This is a genomic window from Microcoleus sp. C2D2, from assembly GCF_036702495.1.
In the GTDB taxonomy this organism is placed as follows: Bacteria; Cyanobacteriota; Cyanobacteriia; order Cyanobacteriales; family Microcoleaceae; genus Microcoleus.
On the sequence record NZ_JAUBTO010000018.1, the window covers coordinates 19,125 to 40,604 of the forward strand.

The window sequence follows — 21,480 nt, forward strand, 5'->3', positions numbered from 1 at the left end:
AGTGATGAGTCATGGGATTGCAGCCCATAACTCATAACCACTCTCCAAATATCGGCTGCAATCCCAATTACCAATTACCAGTTACTAATCCTATGACGGTGCATTTTTCCGAAAAACCTCCAACAGATACTCGCGACTCTGCGAATGCTTCAGAAGAAGAAGTGTTTGCATTTCCCACCTCTTTTGCCCAGCAAAGACTGTGGTTTCTTGACCAATTTGAACCGGGAAACCCTTTTTACAACCTTCCGGCGGCTGTGTTACTAAAAGGCAGGCTAAATGTAGTAGTGCTAGAGCTAAGTTTCAAGGAAATTGTGCGCCGTCACGAAGCTTTACGGACGACATTTGCCACTGTAGACGGTCAACCCATGCAGGTGGTTGGTGAGAATTTTAATTTCGGGCTGCAAGTTTTAGACCTGCAACAATTGGCGGAAACTGAGCGACAAGAAAAAGTAAAACAACTGGCGGCCGAAGAAGCTAGCAAACCTTTTGACCTAACCAAAGGGCCACTGTTGCGAGCTAGTTTGCTACAGTTAGATGCTGAGGAATATGTCTTGCTGCTGACGCTACACCACATTATTTTTGATGGCTGGTCAATCGGAGTCTTTATCCAAGAATTAGCAGCACTTTACGAAGCGTTTTCGATTGGCAAACCATCCCCACTTCCCGAACTTTCCATCCAGTACGCCGATTTTGCTATTTGGCAGCGGGAATGGCTTGCGGGCGATCGCTTGCAAACTCAACTTAACTACTGGAAAAAGCAGCTCAGTGGCGCTCCCCCCTTGCTGGAATTGCCAGCCGATCGCCCCCGCCCCCCGGTGCAAACCTATCGGGGCGCGAAAGAATCATTTCTCATCCCCAGAACGCTAAGGTCAGCCCTCAAAAAGCTCAGCCGCCAGGAAAATGCCACCCTGTTTATGACGCTGCTAGCAGCCTTTAAAACGTTGCTCTATCGCTATACAGGACAGGCAGATATCCCCGTTGGCTCTCCCATTGCCAACCGCAACCGAGCGGAAATTCAAGGGCTAATCGGGTTTTTTGTCAATAGTTTAGTATTGCGAACTGATTTGTCAGGTACTCCCACTTTTCGGCAGTTGCTCGCTCGCATTCGGGAGGTGAGTTTAGAAGCTTACGCTCACCAGGATTTGCCGTTTGAGAAACTGGTTGAAGAGTTGCAACCCGATAGAAATTTGAGCTACAATCCACTGTTCCAAGTTGCTTTTGTTTTGCAAACTCCACCTGTTGCTGCGGAATCAATAGCCGGACTCAATCTCACTCTGTTAGATGTTGAGAATCAGACAGCAAAAGTAGACTTAACGCTGTATTTAGAAGAAAAGCAGGAAGAAATTAGCGGTCACTTTGAATACAGCACAGATTTATTTGATGCGGTAACTATTAGGCGGATGGCGGGGCATTTTCTCACGTTGCTGGAGGGCATAGCTGCCAACCCAGAGCGGCGGATTGAAGAGCTACCGTTGCTGGGGGAAAAAGAGCGGCATCAGTTATTAGTAGAGTGGAATGACACCAGGGCCGATTATCCGGGCGATCGCTGCATTCATCAATTATTTGAAGCGCAGGTCGAGCGAACTCCCGATGCCATTGCAGTCGTATTTGAAGACCAACAAATCACCTACCGCGAGCTGAATGAACGAGCCGATCAACTCGCCCATTACCTGCAACAACTCGGCGTCAAGCCAGAAGTTTTGGTGGGAATTTGTGTCGAGCGTTCCCTAGAAATGGTGGTCGGACTTCTTGCCATCCTCAAAGCGGGTGGCGCTTACGTTCCCTTCGACCCGGGCTATCCGCCAGAGCGCCTCGCCTTCATGCTAAAAGATGCGGCAATTCCAATTCTCTTAACTCAGAAACGGCTGTTAGAAACCCTGCCGGAAAACAGCGCCCGCGTCGCCTGCTTGGATGCCGACTGGGAAGCCATATCCAGCAGTACCGCTCCAGCCGCTGGCTTACAAAATTCTGCCAATTTAGCCTATGTCATCTATACTTCAGGCTCAACAGGAAAACCCAAAGGGGTGCAAATTTCCCACGCTGCCGTCGTCAACTTTTTGACTTCTATGGGCCAGCAGCTCGCGATTGCAGACCGAGATATTTGGCTGGCAGTCACCTCCTTATCTTTTGACATTGCAGCCCTGGAGTTATTCCTGCCTATTACAACAGGTTCTCGCGTCGTTCTCGCCAGCCGAAAAGTGGCATCTGACGGACAAAAACTGTTAGAAATCTTAAATAATTCTGGCGCAACCATTATGCAAGCTACTCCAGCCAGTTGGAAAATGCTTTTAGCCGCGGGATGGCCCGGAAGCGAGGGATTAAAAATACTGTGCGGGGGAGAAGCTTTACCCCAACAGCTCGCCAATCAGTTGCCGTTGCGGGGCGCTTTGGTGTGGAATTTATACGGCCCGACAGAAACCACCATCTGGTCTACTCTCTATCAGGTTGACCGCAAAGATGAATCAGTTTCTATCGGTCGCCCGATTGCTAACACTCAAATTTACATCTTAGACCGCTATTTAATGCCGGTTCCCGTTGGCGTTTTTGGCGAACTGCACATCGGGGGGGCTGGCTTATCTAGAGGCTACCTAAACCGACCGGAACTGACCTCCGTGAAGTTTATTCCTAACCCCTTTGCAGAGGGTGGAATATATGCTTCATTCATCCTTCATCCTTCATCCTTCATTCAATCAGAACGCCTCTATAAAACAGGGGACTTGGCTCGCTATCTCCCCGACGGAAATATTGAATTTATGGGGCGCAGCGACCATCAAGTGAAAGTACGGGGTTATCGAATCGAGTTAGGAGAAATTGAGGAAGCTCTCAGACAGCACCCCGCTGTGCAAGATGCTGCGGCGCTCGCGGGCGATGACGGTTCCGGCAACAAGCGCTTAGTCGCTTATGTAGTGCTTAACCAAGACAAACTTCCCAGCATCAGCAACCTGCGCGGCTACCTGCAAGAAAAGCTGCCGGAATACATGGTGCCTGCTGCCTTCGTGATGCTGGAATCCCTGCCTCTAACTCCCAACGGAAAACTCGATCGCAAGGCACTTCCCGCACCCGATCGCGATCGCCCAGAACTCGAAGAGGCATTCGCCGCGCCAAGCACGGCTATTGAGAAAACTTTGGCAGAAATTTGGGCGCAAGTATTGGGGTTAGAACAAGTGGGAATTGACGACAATTTCTTTGAATTGGGCGGCGATTCTATCCTCAGCATTCAAGTCATTTCTAAAGCCAATCAAGCGGGGTTGCGGCTCACTCCAAAACAACTGTTTCAACACCAAACCATTGCACAGTTAGCAGCCGTCACCGATACAGTTGGGACCAAAAAATCGGAACAGGGATTAATCATTGGCGAAGTTCCTCTGACACCGATTCAGCACTGGTTTTTTGAACAAAATCTCTCCGATCCGCACCACTGGAATCAGGCGGTGCTTTTAGAGTTGCAGCAACCTCTCGAACCTGCATTAATTGAGTCAGTTTTGCAAGAAGTGCTGAAGCACCACGACGCGCTGCGCCTGCGTTTTGCGCGAGGAGAATCTGGCTGGCAGCAGGATCTTGCCAATCCCGACGAGGTTGCTCCGTTTACCTGCATTGATTTGTCGTCGCTACCTCCAGAGGAACGAGAAGCCGCTTTCCAAACCGCGGCCACTCAGTTGCAAGCCAGTTTGAATTTGTCAGAGGGGCCATTACTTCGCGCTGCCCTATTTGACTTGGGCAAACATCAGCCAAATCGCTTGTTATTGGTTATTCATCACTTAGCGGTTGATGGGGTTTCGTGGCGAATTTTAATTGAGGATTTCCAGACAGCTTATGCCCAGATTAGCCGCGACGAAAGAGTCGCGCTCCCGCCCAAAACAACCTCATTTAAGCAGTGGGCAGAACGCTTGCATCAGTGGGCGCGATCGCCCGAATTGCAGGGAGAGTTCGATTACTGGCTCGCCCTTTCTCACCTACCAACTTCTCGCTTGCCAATTGATTTCCCCACAGCAGCCAATTTAGTCGCATCTGAAAAGACAGTCTCCGTTGCTTTGAGTGTTGAAGAAACACAACTGCTCCTGGAAGAAGTACCTGCCGCTTACCGCACTCTAATTAATGATGTATTGCTAACTGCTTTAGGTCAAGCATTTGAACGCTGGACTGGCAATAACTCACTTTTACTTGACTTAGAAGGTTCTGGGCGCGAAGATATATTTGAAGGAGTAGATTTGTCGCGCACAATCGGCTGGTTCACAGCAGTTTTCCCCGTCCTGTTAAATTTAGAAAAACCTTGCGATCTAGGGGTAGCCCTCAAATCAGTGAAAGAGCAATTACGTGCTGTGCCAAATCGTGGTATTGGCTGCGGTGTCCTAGGATATTTAAACCAAGAAATTTCTAAAAAATTGCACAAATTGCCGCAATCTGAGGTAAGCTTTAACTATCTCGGACAGTTAGACCAAATGCTGCCGAAATCTTCTTTGTGGATGCTGTCCTCCGAGCCTAGTGGCCCCATTCGCAGCCCGCGCGAAAATCGGCGTTACCTACTGGAAATTAACGGATTTATTGCCAGCAGCAAGCTGCAATTAGATTGGACGTACAGCGAAAACATTCACCGACGAGAAAGCATTGAAAATTTGGCAACGGGCTTTATAGAATCGCTGCGATCGCTAATTCAATACTGTCAGTCCCCCGACGCCGGCGGCTGCACTCCTTCTGACTTTGCAGAGTTTAAGTGGAGCCAGTGGGGCCAGGACGATTTAGACAACATTACCGCAATTTTGGGAGACCTGTAAGATGAGCAAAGGCAATATCGAAAATTTTTATCCCCTCTCCCCAGCGCAGCAGGGCATTCTCTTTCATTCCCTTTACCAGCCAGAATCGGGCGTATATTTCGGGCAACTGCTGTGCGTCTTGCGCGGCGATCTCAATGTTTCTGCGTTTAGAAATAGTTGGCAAAAAGTTGTAGACAGGCATCCGATTTTGCGGACTGGTTTCCTGTGGGAGAACGTAAAAGAACCCGTGCAAGTTGTCCGCAAGCAGGCTCCCTTATCCTGGCAGCAAATGGACTGGCGATCGCGATCGGCCTCCGAACAACAACAGCAGCTAGAAAATTTCCTAAAAGCCGATCGAGAACAGGGCTTTGACTTGACATCAGCTCCCTTGATTCGCATTGCGCTAGGGCAGTTACAGGAAGATGCTTTCCAGTTCATTTTGAGCTATCACCACTTAGTTTTAGATGGGTGGTCGCTGGCGCTCGTCTTTAAGGAAGTTTTTGCCTTTTACCAAGCAGAATGCCAGGGGGCGGAATTGGAACTCAAGCGCCCTCGCTCTTATCGAGATTACATCGCCTGGTTGCAGCAGCAAGATTTAGCTGAGGCGGAGTCCTTTTGGCGGCAAACACTCCAAGGATTTACGGCACCCACGTCGCTTGTTGTTGGTGGAAAATTGAGTCGCAAAAGCGGTGAAGGGAGCCGGGGCGAAGCTGAAATCAAACTTCCTAATCTAGCGCCTCTACAAGAATTAGCGCGACAGTACAAGCTGACTGTAAATACTCTCGTACAGGGAGCTTGGGCGCTACTTTTGAGCCGATATAGCGGTGAAGAAGACATAATTTTTGGCGTAACGGTTTCGGGGCGTTCGCCTGAATTAATCGGGGCGGAATCGATGGTTGGGATGCTGATTAATACTCTGCCTGTCAGAGTATCAGTGTCCGCTGAAGACTCAATAATTTCGTGGTTACAGCAATTGCAAAGCCACAGCATGGAAGTGCGCCAGTACGAATACTCGCCTCTGGTAGAAATTCAGCAGCGGTGGAGCCAAATTCCTCTCAATACGCCACTATTTGAAAGTATCGTCGTATTTGAAAATTACCCCGTCGATCCTTCATTGCAGGGCGGAAAAAATGACCTAGAGATTGGCGACGTGCGATCGGTTGACAGCACGAATTACCCCATCGCATTGATGGCGATCGCGCAATCGGAGTTAGCGCTCAAAATTATGTACGATCGCAGCCGCTTTGAACAAGGCGCGATCGAGCGGATGCTGGGACACTTGCAGGTCTTACTAGAAGGGATGGCGGCAAACCCTCACCAGCCTTTGAAAAATTTACCGCTGCTAACGCCAGCCGAAAAGCAGCAAATTCTTGTTGAGTGGAACGACACCAAAGCTGACTATCCCCAAGATCGCTGTATTCATCAATTATTTGAAGCGCAGGTCGATCGAACTCCCGATGCGGTTGCCGTAGTATTTGAAGACCAAAAACTCACCTACCGCGAGCTGAATAAACGAGCGAACCAACTCGCGCATTACCTGCAACACCTTGGCGTCAAGCCAGAAGTTTTGGTGGGAATTTGTGTCGAGCGATCGCTTGAGATGGCGATCGGCATTCTCGGTACTCTCAAAGCTGGGGGCGCTTATGTTCCCCTCGATCCAGGCTATCCATCAGAGCGATTGGCTTTCATGTTAAAAGACGTTCAAACGCCTGTGCTGCTCACACAAAAGCATCTGGTAGAAAAGCTGCCCTTGGTGGGAACGAGCGCGATTTGTCTGGATGCCGATTGGGAAGCCATCGCTCGACAAAGCGAAGAAAATCTCACCGTCGCAGTTACTGCTGAAAACCTAGCTTACGTCATCTATACGTCAGGCTCGACAGGAAAGCCAAAGGGAGTTGCTAATACTCACAGAGGCATTTGCAATCGCTTGTTGTGGATGCAGGATGCCTACCAATTAACTGCAAGCGATCGTGTTTTGCAGAAAACACCCTTTAGCTTCGACGTATCAGTATGGGAATTATTCTGGCCTTTGCTGACAGGAGCGCGTCTAATCATAGCTCGACCATTCGGCCATCGCGATAGTTTTTATTTAGTGGAACTCATTGCTGCGCAGCAAATTACCACACTCCATTTCGTTCCCTCAATGCTGCAACTGTTCCTCGAAGAACCTGGACTCGATTTTTGTCACTGCCTCAAGCGCGTCATCACCAGTGGCGAAGCGCTATCCTTTGAACTTCAGGAGCGCTTTTTTAACCGTTTGAATGCTGAATTGCACAATCTTTATGGCCCCACTGAAGCGGCTGTAGACGTAAGTTTTTGGGCTTGTACGCGCCAGCGCTATCCTGGAATTGTCCCCATCGGGCGCCCCATAGCCAACACGCAGCTTTACATCTTAGATCGCTATTTGCAACCTTTGCCAATTGGAGTGCCAGGGGAACTGCATATCGGTGGCGCAGGATTGGCCAGAGGCTATCTGAATCGTCCCGAATTAACGGCCCAGAAATTTATTCCAAATCCTTTTAGCAACTCACCCGACGCCCGCCTTTACAAAACTGGCGACAGGGCGCGTTATTTGCCAGATGGAAATATCGAATACCTGGGGCGAATAGATAACCAAGTGAAAATCCGGGGCTATCGCATCGAATTGGGAGAAATTGAAGCGCAGCTAAACCGGCATCCAGCCGTGCGGGAGAGCGCAGTTTTGCTGCGGGAAGACGCGCCGTCCGACAAGCGGTTAATAGCCTATATAGTGGCTGCGTCAGAAACGACTCTCACCACTGGAGAATTGCACGTTTTCTTGAAGGAAAAGTTGCCGGACTATATGGTGCCTGCGGCCTTCGTGCTTTTGGAAGCTTTGCCCCTGACCATTAACGGTAAACTAGATCGGCGATCGCTGCCAGAACCCGACACAGCCAGACCCGATTTAACGGAAGCTTTTGTCGCTCCCGGCACTGCCGAAGAAAAAGCGTTGGCAGAAATTTGGGAGAAAATTCTCGGCGTGGAAAAAGTCGGCATCCGTGACAATTTTTTTGCCTTGGGAGGCGATTCTATCCGCAGCATTCAGGTGCAGTCTTTAGCTCAAAAACAAGGCTTGCGCTTTTCCTTGCAACAACTGTTCCAGTATCCAACGATCGAGGCGATCGTTCGGGAGCTGAAAGCAACAGAATTTAAAGAATTAGAACCTTCAAAAAGTCAAGCTTTCAGTTTGATTTTGCCAGCAGACAAACAGCAAATACCTGATAATGTAGAGGATGCCTATCCCTTAACTGCCCTTCAGATGGGCATGATTTTTCACAGCGAGTACAGCCAGGAAAGCGCTATCTATCACGATATCTTTAGCTTTCACCTAAAAGCTCCTCTCGAAATTCAGGTTTTGCAGGCAGCGATAGAGTATTTGGTAAAGCGTCACGCCGTGCTGCGGACTTCATTTCAGTTAACTGGTTTCAGCGAACCCCTGCAATTGGTTCATCAAAAAGTTGAAGTTCCCTTGCAGGTGGAAGATTTGCGCCACCTCTCCAATTCCCAGCGAGAAGCGGCTTTAAATACTTGGCTTGAAGGAGAAAGAAATCGGCATTTTGATTGGAAAACTCCTCCTTTGATGCAGTTCCAGATTCACCGCTATACTCAGGAGACTTTTCAGCTAACTTTTGCATTTCACCACGCGATTCTCGATGGATGGAGTCTGGGGTTGGTGTTGACAGAGTTGTTTCAGCAATATTTTTTACTGCTGGGGAAAACAGGCGGTTCTGCCGCTGTGCTACCTCAAAGCACGTTCCGAGATTTTGTGGCCCTGGAGCGAGCGAGCGTTGCATCTGAGGAACACCAGCGCTTTTGGGAAGAAAAGTTAAGCGACTGCACGATCGCGGTGCTGCCGCGCTGGCAAAAATTCCCGCGCGAGGCGAGAATCCGGCAAATTTGCACCCACAATGTGGCGATTCCCCCGGAAATTTCTGAAGGGCTCAAACAGCTAGCTAATTGGGCCGGAGTTCCTCTTAAAAGCGTTTTGTTAGCTGCTCATTTGCGCGTTTTAAGCCTGCTATGCGGACAGTCAGACGTGCTGACAGGTTTAGTGGCGAACGGACGCCCTGAAGAGACAGATGGAGAGCGAATTTGCGGACTTTTTCTGAATACTCTACCATTTCGCTTGCAACTATCCGGTGGTACTTGGATAGATTTGGTGCAGCAGGTTTTTGAGGCGGAGCGAGAATTGCTGCCTTATCGGCGTTATCCGCTGGCAGAAATACAGAGAAATTTGGGCGGTCAGCCTTTGTTCGAGACAGCGTTTAACTACGTTAATATTCACGTTTATCAGGGCGTGCAAACCCTAAAAAATCTTGAAGTTTTAGGGGGAAAGTTTTTTGAAGAAACGAATTTTCCTTTATTTGTTGACTTCAGCCTAGATGCTTTCTCCGCGAAAGTACAGTTGTCTCTGAAATACGACAGCGCCGAGTTTGGCGGCGAACAGGTTGAGGCAATGGGAGGTTATTACGCCCGAACCTTAGAAGCGATCGCGCGCGAGTCATCCGAGCGTTACGAGTTGCGATCGCTTCTTTCCGAGCCAGAGCAACATCAGTTGTTGATCAAGTGGAATGACACCCGGGCCGATTATCCGGGCGGCTGCATTCATCAATTATTTGAAGCGCAGGCCCAGCGAGTTCCGGATGCAATAGCAGTAGTATTTGAAGACCAACAAATCACCTACCGCGAGCTGAATGAACGAGCCGATCAACTCGCGCATTACCTGCAAAAACTCGGCGTCAAGCCAGAAGTTTTGGTGGGAATTTGTGTCGAGCGTTCCCTAGAAATGGTGGTCGGACTTCTTGCCATCCTCAAAGCGGGTGGCGCTTACGTTCCCTTCGACCCGGCCTATCCGCCAGAGCGCCTCGCCTTCATGCTAAAAGATGCGGCAATTCCAATTCTCTTAACTCAGAAACGGCTGTTAGAAACCCTGCCGGAAAACAGCGCCCGCGTCGCCTGCTTGGATGCCGACTGGGAAGCCATATCCAGCAGTACCGCTCCAGCCGCTGGCTTACAAAATTCTGCCAATTTAGCCTATGTCATCTATACTTCAGGCTCAACAGGAAAACCCAAAGGGGTGCAAATTTCCCACGCTGCCGTCGTCAACTTTTTGACTTCTATGCGCCAGCAGCTCGCGATTGCAGACCGAGATATTTGGCTGGCAGTCACCTCCTTATCTTTTGACATTGCAGCCCTGGAGTTATTCCTGCCTATTACAACAGGTTCTCGCGTCGTTGTCGCCAGCCGAAAAGTAGCATCTGACGGACAAAAACTGTTAGAAACCTTAAATAATTCTGGCGCAACCATTATGCAAGCTACTCCAGCGAGTTGGAAAATGCTTTTAGCAGCGGGATGGCCCGGAAGCGAGGGATTAAAAATACTGTGCGGGGGAGAAGCTTTACCCCAACAGCTCGCCAATCAGTTGCTTTTGCGGGGCGCTTTCGTGTGGAATTTATACGGCCCGACAGAAACCACTATCTGGTCTACTCTCTATCAGGTTGATTGCAAAGATGAATCAGTTTCCATCGGTCGCCCGATTGCTAACACTCAAATTTACATCTTAGACCGCTATTTAATGCCGGTTCCCGTTGGCGTTTTTGGCGAACTGCATATCGGGGGGGCTGGCTTATCTAGAGGCTACCTAAACCGACCGGAACTGACCTCCGTGAAGTTTATTCCTAACCCCTTTGCAGAGGGTGGAATATATGCTTCATTCATCCTTCATCCTTCATCCTTCATTCAATCAGAACGCCTCTATAAAACAGGGGACTTGGCTCGCTATCTCCCCGACGGAAATATTGAATTTATGGGGCGCAGCGACCATCAAGTGAAAGTACGGGGTTATCGAATCGAGTTAGGAGAAATTGAGGAAGCTCTCAGACAGCACCCCGCCGTGCAAGATGCTGCGGCGATCGCGGGCGATGACACTTCGGGCAACAAGCGCTTAGTCGCCTATGTGGTGCAAAATGCCGACTTCAAAGGAACAAACGAGACAGTTGCTGGCAGCGAATGGGATGCCGAGCGAATTTCTAATTGGCAATCGGTCTTTAACGACACCTATCGCCAGACCCCTTCAGATCGAGATGGCATTTTCAATATTGTGGCATGGAATAGCAGCTACACGGATTTGCCCCTTTCAGAAACAGAAATGCGCGAATGGCTCGACCTAACCCTTGAGCGCATTCTGGCGCTGCAACCTCAACGAGTATTAGAAATTGGCTGTGGCACGGGTTTGCTGCTATTCCGAATTGCGCCGCACTGCGTGCAATACTGCGGCACAGATTTCTCCCAAATCGGGCTCGATTCTATCGAGCAACAGTTGCGATCGGGGGAGCAAAACTTGCCGCAAGTTAAGCTTTTGCACAAAGAAGCACAGGACTTTGAAGGAATCGAGCCGGAATCTTTCGACTTAGTAATTATCAACTCCGTGGTGCAGTATTTTCCCAGCGCCGACTATCTCCTGCGCGTCTTGTCGCAAGCTGCAAAAGTTGTACGCAAAGGGGGTTCTATTTTCATCGGAGACGTGCGCAATCTAGCGCTGTTAAAAGCGTTTCACCTCTCGGTACAATTGCACCAAGCCAGCGACGATCTGCCAGTCGCTCATCTGTTGCAGCGCGTGCAAAAGCGCATGGCTCAAGAGCAAGAATTAATTCTTAATCCAGGGTTCTTTTCTGGCTTCAAGCGACAGTTCCCGAATATCAGCAGCGTCCAAGTACAGCCAAAATATGGCAAGTTCTGGAACGAACTTACCATGTTTCGCTACGATGTAATTTTGCGCGTCGGGCAGGAAACAGGACAAATATACCCGCCAACAATCAACGGTTGGATAGATTGGCAACAGCAGGAATTAACGCTCAAATCCGCACGCCAGTTACTAGAGGAAACCCAGCCAGAAGCTCTCGGATTTCGGCGCGTGCCGAATGCGCAATTGAACTCAGAAATGAAAGCTTTAGAACTGCTGAAGCTCGACAGTGCGCCACAGACCGCCGGTCAGTTAAAAGAAGTGCTGCAAAGCCTGGATCCGGAATCAGGGATAAATCCAGAAGCGCTTTCAGAATTGGCCCGCGAATTGCAATATTCCGTTGAGTTTAGCTGGTTAAATGGTAGCCCAGATGGCAGTTACGACGCAATTTTTTATAAGGCGATCGCTCCCAGTTTTTCCCAAACTTCTGGCTTTTCGCGAAAGGCTTTGAACGCCTTTGCCAACAATCCCTTGCAAGGAAAAGCGGACCGAGAGTTAGTGCCGCAACTGCGCGGCTACCTGCAAGAAAAGCTGCCGGAATACATGGTGCCTTCTGCGTTCGTGATGCTGGAATCCCTGCCTCTAACGCCCAACGGAAAACTCGACCGCCGCGCTTTGCCCCAGAAGTGCGATCGCGTCTCTGAGGAAACAGCTTTCACCGAGCCACAAACGCCTACTGAAAAAGAACTCGCTCAGATTTGGATGGCTATTTTAGAACTAGAAGAAGTAGGAATTAATGAAAGCTTTTTTGACATCGGCGGTCACTCAGTGATAGCGATGCAATTGATATCGCGAGTCCGATCGTGCTTTGGGGTAGAGTTAGCGCTGAGCGATTTTTTTGCCGCTCCCACCATTCAAAAATTAGCAGAACTGGTCGAGGAAGAAATTCTGGCAAACGCCGATTCTAACCAGATAGATGAATTGCTCGATCTCTTAGAAAAATTTGATGGAGAGCAAGCACCAACTGTGATGCTGACTGAGTAAAAATCTGGTTTGTAAAAACAACACAAAAAGCCCTTTTCCCCTTAAGGCTTCGGTGGGGAAGAGGAGACAAAAAAAGCCCATTTAACAGGATTACTTCGGATGAGTAAACTAACATTAAAACCCAAAGATTCTCAAGATGTAATGCAGCCATTAAAAGTCTCTGTTACCCCACTTGAAGAAAAATTAATGGAGCTATTCAGTGCCTCACAAAAGTCGTTTCTGGCCGAGGAAGCAATGGAGGAGCGAATTTCTGCCCTTGTTCAAGACTTTTTGTACGCAAAAACCGCTAGTACAGATATTGACTTAGAGTTAATTATTCAGGAGTTTGAGAAAAACCAAATTCCCGCCCTTCCTACAGATGTTGGGAATTATATGGATGATTTGGCCCAAACCCTCGTTGCCCATTCCATTCACACATCTTCCCCCCGATATATCGGTCACATGACGAGTGCACTTCCCTATTTTGTGCGCCCGATCGCGAAGCTTTTAACCGCGATGAATCAAAATTTAGTCAAGATGGAAACTGCCAAAGTTTTAAGCCCCTGCGAGCGCCAGACTTTGGCAATGATGCACCGATTAATTTACGATTTTTATGAAGATTTTTATAACCAGCACATTCAAAAAAGTGACAGCACGCTCGGTATCATGGTAACGGGCGGCACCCTAGCTAATATCACAGCCATGTGGTGCGCTCGCAACGCTTCTTTAGGGCCAAAAAATAACTTTAGTGGCATTGAAAAAGAAGGCTTGTACGCAGCTTTAGAGTTTTACGGCTACAAGGGAATGGTGATAATCGGCTCGAGTTTGATGCACTATTCTTTTGAAAAGGCTGCCGGTTTATTAGGCATTGGCGATCGCAATCTCCTAAAAGTCCCCACCGATTCCAATCACCGCATGGATTTGGCAGCACTGCGCCAAACTGTAGCGGAATGCCGCGATCGCAACCTGCACATTCTGGCAATTATCGGTATTGCAGGCAGCACCGATTCGGGAAGTATCGATCCGCTTCCAGAAATAGCCGCGATCGCGCAAGAAGCAAACGCTCACTTTCACGTCGATGCCGCTTGGGGCGGTCCCGTGCTTTTTTCCGAACGTCACCGGCACAAATTCGCAGGTATTGAACTAGCAGATTCCGTCACCATAGATGCACACAAACAAATGTATTTGCCAATCGGAATCGGTCTGGTTTTATTCCGCAATCCCCAAACCGCCAAAGTTATTGAAAAACACGCGCCCTACACGGTGCGAAAAGACTCCCTCGATCTAGGCAAGCGCTCTCTCGAAGGCTCTCGACCAGGTGTGAGTTTGTTCTTGCAAGCCGCCTTGAATATCATCGGCCATCAAGGCTATGAGTTTTTGATAGATGCAGGCATCCATAAAACGCAGCACTTCGCCAATTTAATTCGGGAAAATCCAGCATTTGAATTGCTGCTCGAACCAGAAATTAATATTCTTTTATACCGCTACATTCCAGAAATCTTCAGGGAAAAAGCAGCCAAAAAACAACTAGCCGAAGCAGACAACCACTTCATTAATCAATTTAACGAGCGCCTTCAGGAGGCCCAGTGGCGAGCCGGTCACACCTTCGTATCGCGAACAACCGTGCAAAACACCTATTATGGCAAAACCATTCCCATTGTTGCTTTTCGAGCCGTCCTTGCCAACCCCCTCACCACTGAAGCAGATATCAATGTTGTTTTAAACGACCAGCTAAAAATAGCAGCAAACCTTTCCTTAACTATCACAAACAGCGACCGCTGCGAGGAGGTAAATCATCATGTCTACTAATCGTTCAGAACGACTAAAAAACCTCTCGCCCCAGAAGCGAGCGCTCCTCCTCAAAGCATTGGGCAAAGAGGCAGTACAGGCTGAGCAATCTAAGCGCATTCCCAGGCGATCGCAGCAAAATTCTGCTCCCCTTTCTTTTCCCCAGCAACGGCTGTGGTTTCTCGATCGATTGTCTCCCGAAAACCCTGCCTACAACCTTCCTGCTGCTGTGCGGTTGCAAGGGCAATTGAATTTGTCGGCACTGCAACAAACACTCAATGAAATTGTCAGGCGTCACGAAGTTTTACGGACTGCTTTTGTAGAAGTGGACGGGGAACCTGTTCAACTGATTTCTCCTTCGTTGGATTTCGCTTTGTCGGTGGTAAACTTGGGACATTTACCAGAAACTGAGCAGCAAGCTGAAATTGAGCAGCGTACTCTTGAAGAAGCCCAACGCCCCTTTGACTTAACGCGATCGCCCTTAATGCGGGGCACTCTCCTGCAACTTGGTTCGGCAGAATATGTGTTGCTGCTGACGATACACCACATTATTTCTGATGGTTGGTCTATGGGCGTGTTGGTGCGAGAAGTAGCCGCACTTTATGAAGCTTTTTCCAATGACAAACCCTCTGGGCTGCCTGAACTTGCCGTACAGTATGCCGACTTCGCCAGTTGGCAGCGGCAGCATTTCCACGGAGAGAAATTAGAAAAACAGCTCGCTTATTGGAAACAGCAATTGGGAGGCGCTTTAGCAGTGCTGTCAACAGATAGGCAGCGCTCTCCCGTGCAAACTTTCCGAGGGTCGCAGCAATCTTTTGTGATTTCTGCTTCTTTAACAGAAAGGCTGAAAACGCTCGGCCAGCAACAAGATGTCACCCTATTTATGACGTTGTTGGCAGCATTTCAATCCTTGCTATACTGCCACATAAAGCAGGATAACCTCGCTATTGGCTCTCCAATCGCCAATCGCAACCGCCTTGAATTAGAGGAACTGATTGGATTTTTTATCAATACTTTAGTGCTGCGAATTGACACCGCAGGTAATCCAACTTTCCGCGAACTACTCAGTCGAACACGCGAGGTAGCGTTAGCAGCTTACGCTCACCCCGATGTCCCTTTTGAAAAGCTCGTGGAGGAATTGCAGCCGGAGCGAAATCTCAGCTATAACCCGCTGTTTCAAGTGTGGTTTGTTCTCCAGAATGCACCCATGCCACCCCTGGAGTTAGCTGGTTTGACCTTGAGCATTCTGGAATTCGATGTCGGTATGTCGAAACACGACTTAAGCCTCACTCTCTGGGAGGTTTCAGAAGGAATTCAAGGCTTATTTGACTACAAAACAGACTTATTTGAGGCTGCGACTGTTGCCCGAATGGTGAGAGGTTTCCAAACCCTCCTCAACCAGGTAGTCATCCAGCCAGATATCAAGATCGACGACTTGGAAAAAATTCTTGCCGAAGCAGAAAGGCAGCACCAAATCGAGCAGCAAAAACAAATTAATCTTTCGGGAATTCAAAAATTAAAAATGGCTAAACGCAAAGTTATGAAAAGTTTAAAATGATGGCTCAATCTCTCAGGTTTTTTCGGGAAAAAAAGATAAAATTTTCACCAAAGCAAAAACTATGACAAATACAGAAACAAAGAATCTCAATTCCCAAAAGTTAGGATCGGTTAGGCGCAAAGCCGTCAGCCTGTCCTCAGAGGAATTAGTCAAAACCGCCTACCTCCAGCCCGAAAACCTTTTACCTCTAGTTGTTCAGCCAACCGTAGAAAAATTAAATCTCGCAGGTTGGGCACAGAACAATCGCTCATCAATTGAAACGCAGTTATGGAAGCACGGAGGAATACTTTTTCGAGGCTTTGAAGTCGGCGGGGTGAATGGTTTCGAGCAGTTTATTCAAACTCTTGCTGGCGACTTGTTGGAATATTCTTTTCGCTCGACTCCGCGTAGCCTGGTGAGCGGAAATATCTACACTTCCACCGAGTATCCTGCCGAGCAATTCATCCCACTGCACAATGAAATGGCTTATTCTCGCAATTGGCCGCTGAAAATCGCTTTTTTCTGCGTCAAGAAAGCCGAACAGGGAGGAGAAACTCCGATTGCTAACAGCCGCAAAGTGTTTGAAAGCCTGGATCCAAAGATTAGAGAAAAGTTTGCCCAAAAAAAGGTTATGTATGTGCGAAATTACGGCGGTGGCGTAGATTTACCCTGGCAAAATGTCTTCAATACTGATAGCAAAATTGAGGTAGAAGAGTATTGCCAAAAAGCGGGAATTGAGTTAGAATGGAAAAATGGCGATCGCTTGAGAACTCGGCAAATATGTCAAGCTGTTGCTGGGCACCCAAAAACGCAGGAAATGGTGTGGTTTAATCAAGCTCACCTCTTCCACATTTCCAATCTTGAACCCGTCGTTCGCAAAGAGCTTTTAACTTCTTTTAAACAGGAAGATTTACCCCGCAATGCTTATTACGGCGATGGCTCGCCCATTGAAGATTTTATATTAGACGAAATTCGGCGCTGCTATCAGCAAGAAACAATTGTTTTCCGTTGGGAAGAAGGAGATGTCTTGCTGCTAGATAATATGCTAGCCGCGCACGGACGCACCCCATTCTCTGGTTCGCGTCGAGTTGTTGTCGGGATGGCAGAACCGTTTAGCTGTCAAGACATTTAGACCCATGAAAGGAACAGTAGATATGCAAAAGGAAACAATCGAAGGGTTTAGACTTTCTCCACAGCAACGGCACCTGTGGGAGTTACAGCAAAATAATCCTAAACAGACCTATCGCGTTCGAGGTGCAATTTTAATTACAGGAAACCTCGATCGAGAGATTCTTAAAAGTGCGCTGCAAAATGTCGTGAATCGGCACGAAATCCTGCGGACTAGCTTTCACTGCTTGCCTGGGATGACACTACCCCTGCAAGCGATCGCCAGCACTGGTGAAGTTCCTATCTCGGAATACAATCTCAGCGATTTGTCTCCCGAAGAACAAGAAGCTAAAATCGCAGCGCTTTTTCAGCAATTAAGTCTGCTTCCTTTTGATTTTGAGCGCGGCTCACTTTGGCACATCTCTTTAGTCACTCTGGCCCAAGACAAGCACCTATTGGTGGCGAACTTCTCTGCCTTAATTGCAGATAGCGTCACCCTGAAAAATTTTACCCGCGAAGTCAGTCTTTCCTACTGGGCCTATACCTGCCAAGAAGAACCAGCCGATGAGCCAATGCAATATGCCGATATTGCTGAGTGGCAAAATGAGTTACTCGAATCAGAAGAAACGGCAATCGGCCAAGAATACTGGCGAAAGCTGAACATTGAATCTTTGGATTTATTAACGCTTCCTTGGGAAAAGAAGAACGCAGAAGCGGAATTTAAGCCGCTAGTAGAAAGGGTGGAAATTCGGGGTGATTTGTTGAACAGCCTGGAAGCGATCGCCCCAAAGCACAAAAGCGATATTTCTGCCTTCCTGCTGACTTGCTGGCAAATTCTCATTTGGCGGCTTACCAGAGAGCAAAACCCGATAATCGGCGTAGCGATTGACGGCAGAAAATATGAAGAATTAGAACACTCTCTGGGGCTGCTGTGCAAATACTTACCCCTACGATGCCCAGTGCAAGACGAGTTAAATTTCTCACAAGCGAGGCAGCAAGTTGAGCTTAATCTCAACGAGATGTACAACTGGCAAGAATATTTTAGCTGGGAAGAAATCCTAGAAAACGAAAAAAGCAGCAGCTTTTGGCCCGTCTGCTTTGACTTCCAAGCAGAGCCTAAGAACTATGGTAATTCAGGCGTTTCATTTTCCCTTGTTCGGCAAGATGCCTGCCTAGAGCCATTCAAACTCAAGCTCTCCTGCCTCCGCCTGTGCAATTCCATAAGCGCTGAATTTCACTATGATTCCGCTTTATTTGCTGCGGCAGATATAAAGCGCTTGTCAGAACACTTTCAGGCGCTTTTAGAAAGCACAGTCAAAAATCCAGAAGTCGCTATCAGTCAGCTAGACATACTGAGCGCTCGCGATCGGCTGCAACTTCTCATTGACTTTAACCAAACTCAAAAAGATTACCAGAAAAATAAATGCGTTCACCAGCTTTTTGAAGAACAAGCAGAACGCAACCCAGACAGCATTGCCGTCGTCTTTGAAAGTGAACAAATCACCTACCGAGAACTCAACGATCGCGCCAATCAACTCGCCCATCACCTGCAAAACTTGGGAGTTGAACCAGAGGTCGTTGTTGGCATTTGCCTCGATCGCTCCTTAGAAACAATCGTAGGAATGCTGGGCGTACTCAAAGCCGGTGGTGCCTATTTACCCATCGATCCAACGACCCCAATAGAGCGCAAAGCCCTAATGCTAGAAGACGCTCAGGTGAAGGTTTTGCTCGTACAACAGCGGCTCATCGAAAGCTTGCCGAAAACTCAGGCAAATATTGTTTGCATCGATACAGACATTCCCACTGTTTCTGCATCTTACACCGCTCGCGCCTCTTCTGACAATTTAGCTTACCTCATCTATACTTCCGGTTCCACTGGCATCCCCAAAGGAGTCGCGATCGAACACCGGCAACTGCTCAATTACCTGTACGCTATTGAGGAAAGATTAAACCTGCCATCAGGTGCCAGTTTTGCCACCGTTTCTACCTTCGCTGCCGACTTGGGCAATACAGCGATTTTCCCGGCACTTTGTTCGGGTGGATGCCTCCATATAGTATCCCAGGAGCGCGCAACCGATCCAGAAGCACTGGCCCAATATTTCCGCCGCCATTCTATCGATTGCCTCAAGATTGTTCCCTCGCACCTTGCTGCTCTTTTAACTTCTTCTGTCGCCGAGTCTATTTTGCCACGAAGACGGCTAATTTTAGGCGGTGAAGCTGCAAGCTGGGAATTGATTGAAAAGATTCGTCAAATCAATCCAGATTGCCTTATTTTCAATCACTACGGGCCAACAGAAGCGACAGTGGGCGTACTCACCTATCAAGTGTATGGCGAGGAATTGAAAGGAATTTCCGAGACAGTTCAACTCGGCCGACCTATAGCAAATACCCAGATTTATCTACTGGATTCCCATTTGCAGCCAGTGCCAGTAGGCGTGCCTGGGGAACTGCACATCGGCGGCAGCAGTCTGGCGCGGGGCTATCTCAACCGCCCCGAATTGACGGCACAAAAATTTATTCCGAACCCATTCGGTGCGCCTGAAGCGCGGCTGTACAAAACTGGGGATTTGGCTCGCTATTTGCCTGACGGAAACATCGAATTCATCGGGCGAATTGACAGTCAAGTAAAAATCCGGGGCTTCCGCATTGAATTGGGAGAAATTGAGGCAGCGTTAGGGCAGCATCCAGATATCGCGCAGGCTGTAGTGGTGGCGCGGGAAGATGCGCCTGGTGAAAAGCGCCTCGTGGCTTATTTTGTTTCTAATCAGAAACAAGCACCAAGCAGCAGCGAACTTCGCCGTTTTTTAGCGACAAAATTACCTGAGTACATGGTACCTTGGGCTTTTGTAACGCTCAAAAGTTTGCCTTTAACTCCTAACGGAAAGGTAGACCGGCGATCGCTCCCAGAACCCGACACTGCCAGAGCGAAATTAGAAGGAACTTTCGCAGAACCTCGCACCCCTGCCGAGGAAACTATCGCCCAGATTTGGGGGCAAATGCTAGATGTCGAAAAAGTAGGAATTTATGATAACTTTTTCGAGTTAGGCGGAGATTCGATCTCAAGCATTCGCATCGTCGCCAAAATCAATCAAGCCGGCTTTCGCGTGACGCCCAGACAACTGTTTGAGTGTCCCACTGTGGCGGAGCTTGCAGCCGTTGCAGGCACAATTGAGACGACTAAAAAACTGCTGCCTATTCTCCCAATACAGCAGGAATTTTTAGAAGAAAAAATTTCAGGGAAATGCCAGAGCTTTTTATTTAAAACAGACTCGGCAATCGCTCCTGAACTATGGCAGCAAGCGGTGCAAAAATTGCTCGATCGCCACGACATTCTTCGCCTGCGATTTCTCCATACAGAATCGGGCTGGCAGCAAATGTATGGTAGTTTAGATGAAATTCAAACAGCACCTTTCTCATACATCGATTTATCGGCGTTGCCAGCGAGCGAACGAGAAATTACTTTAGAAAGAACGGCAGCCGAGCTAACAGAAAGTTTGAATCCAGCCGAGGGAATTCTCTGGCGAGTGGCTTTGTTTAACCAGGGAAACGATCGGCCCAATAGCCTGCTATTAACGATTCATCAACTGGCGGCAGATAGCGTTTCCTGGCAAATTTTGCTAGAGGAACTTTCTGCGGCTATCGCGCAGTTGAGTCAGGGGCAATCCGTAGAATTACCGCCCACAACAGCAACTTTTAAACGGTGGTCAGAATTTCTGCAAGAGTACGCCAAATCGCCACAAATTCAGCAAGAGCGAGATTACTGGCTTGCTGCGCGTCAAGAAGTCTCGAAACTGCCCGTTGATTCTCCAAGCAATGATGAGGCGAGCATTGTATTAGTTTTGCTCGATGTTGAAGAAACTCGCACTTTACTGCAAAAAGTTCCAGCAGCTTATGGAACCCAAACGAGCGAAGTATTGCTGACTGCATTGGTGCAAACTTTTAATCAGTGGACGAAAGCGGATTCCTTGCAGGTGGATTTGGAGGCTTCGGGGCGAGAAATTTTTGGCAAAGATATCGATTTGTCGCGCACGATCGGCTGCTTTGCGGCGATTTTCCCGGTGCAGCTCATTCTCAAGGGCATCTCACAGCCTGGGGAAGCTTTAAAGGCGATTAAAGAGCAGGTGCGGGGCGTACCCAATCGAGGTGCTGGCTTTGGGGTACTGCGCTATTTGGGCGATGGCGCAGAAGTAGCGGCGCACCTGCAAGCCTTGGATCGATCGCAGGTTAGATTTAACTACCGCGAGCAATTCGATCCGATTGTGCCTGAATCTTTTGCGTTTGAGCTAGTAGAAAGCGCGAGCAGCAGCCTGCTAGGAAATCGGCGCTATCCGATCGAAATTGACGGAGGCGTGCGAGAAAATAGGCTGCAACTAGAGTGGAGGTATAGCGAAGCAGCCTACCGGCGAACCACCATCGAAAAACTAGCTAATGATTTTGTGGATAATTTGCGCTCGCTTGCCGCCCACTGTCAGTCTGTCGAAGCAGGAACCTACACGCCTTCTGACTTCCCAAAAGCAAATTTGAGTCAAAAAGACCTCGATCGCTTCTTAGCGAAAATCAACCAACGGAGGTAA

At 48.5% G+C, this 21,480-nt stretch carries 6 protein-coding genes; all 6 read left to right on the forward strand.

Translation table 11 applies throughout. From position 1 onward, the window contains the following. The first annotated feature begins 92 nt into the window (after positions 1-92). The 6 genes from QUB61_RS08675 to QUB61_RS08700 all read left to right on the forward strand — a co-directional run bounded on the left by QUB61_RS08675 (position 93) and on the right by QUB61_RS08700 (position 21,480). Positions 93-4,772: an amino acid adenylation domain-containing protein gene (locus tag QUB61_RS08675; protein ID WP_445300994.1), complete on the forward strand. Its 4,680-nt coding sequence runs from the start codon at positions 93-95 to the stop codon at positions 4,770-4,772. Between the two features lies 1 nt (position 4,773). Then, a complete protein-coding gene (locus QUB61_RS08680) occupies positions 4,774-12,495 on the forward strand; it encodes an amino acid adenylation domain-containing protein (RefSeq protein ID WP_333126557.1) in 7,722 nt (2,573 codons plus the stop codon). Between the two features lie 99 nt (positions 12,496-12,594). Then, positions 12,595-14,283, forward strand: a complete 1,689-nt coding sequence (gene panP / locus QUB61_RS08685; RefSeq protein ID WP_333126554.1) for a pyridoxal-dependent aspartate 1-decarboxylase PanP — start codon at positions 12,595-12,597, stop codon at positions 14,281-14,283. Further along, positions 14,273-15,820, forward strand: coding sequence for a condensation domain-containing protein (locus QUB61_RS08690; protein ID WP_333126551.1), 1,548 nt, complete (start codon positions 14,273-14,275; stop codon positions 15,818-15,820). The genes panP and QUB61_RS08690 overlap by 11 nt, the downstream gene beginning before the upstream one ends. Before the next feature lie 61 nt (positions 15,821-15,881). Beyond that, positions 15,882-16,931: a TauD/TfdA family dioxygenase gene (locus QUB61_RS08695; protein ID WP_333126547.1), complete on the forward strand. Its 1,050-nt coding sequence runs from the start codon at positions 15,882-15,884 to the stop codon at positions 16,929-16,931. 22 nt (positions 16,932-16,953) lie between these two features. Beyond that, positions 16,954-21,480 carry an amino acid adenylation domain-containing protein gene (locus tag QUB61_RS08700; protein ID WP_333126544.1) on the forward strand — a complete coding sequence of 1,509 codons (4,527 nt, stop codon included), beginning with the start codon at positions 16,954-16,956 and terminating at the stop codon, positions 21,478-21,480.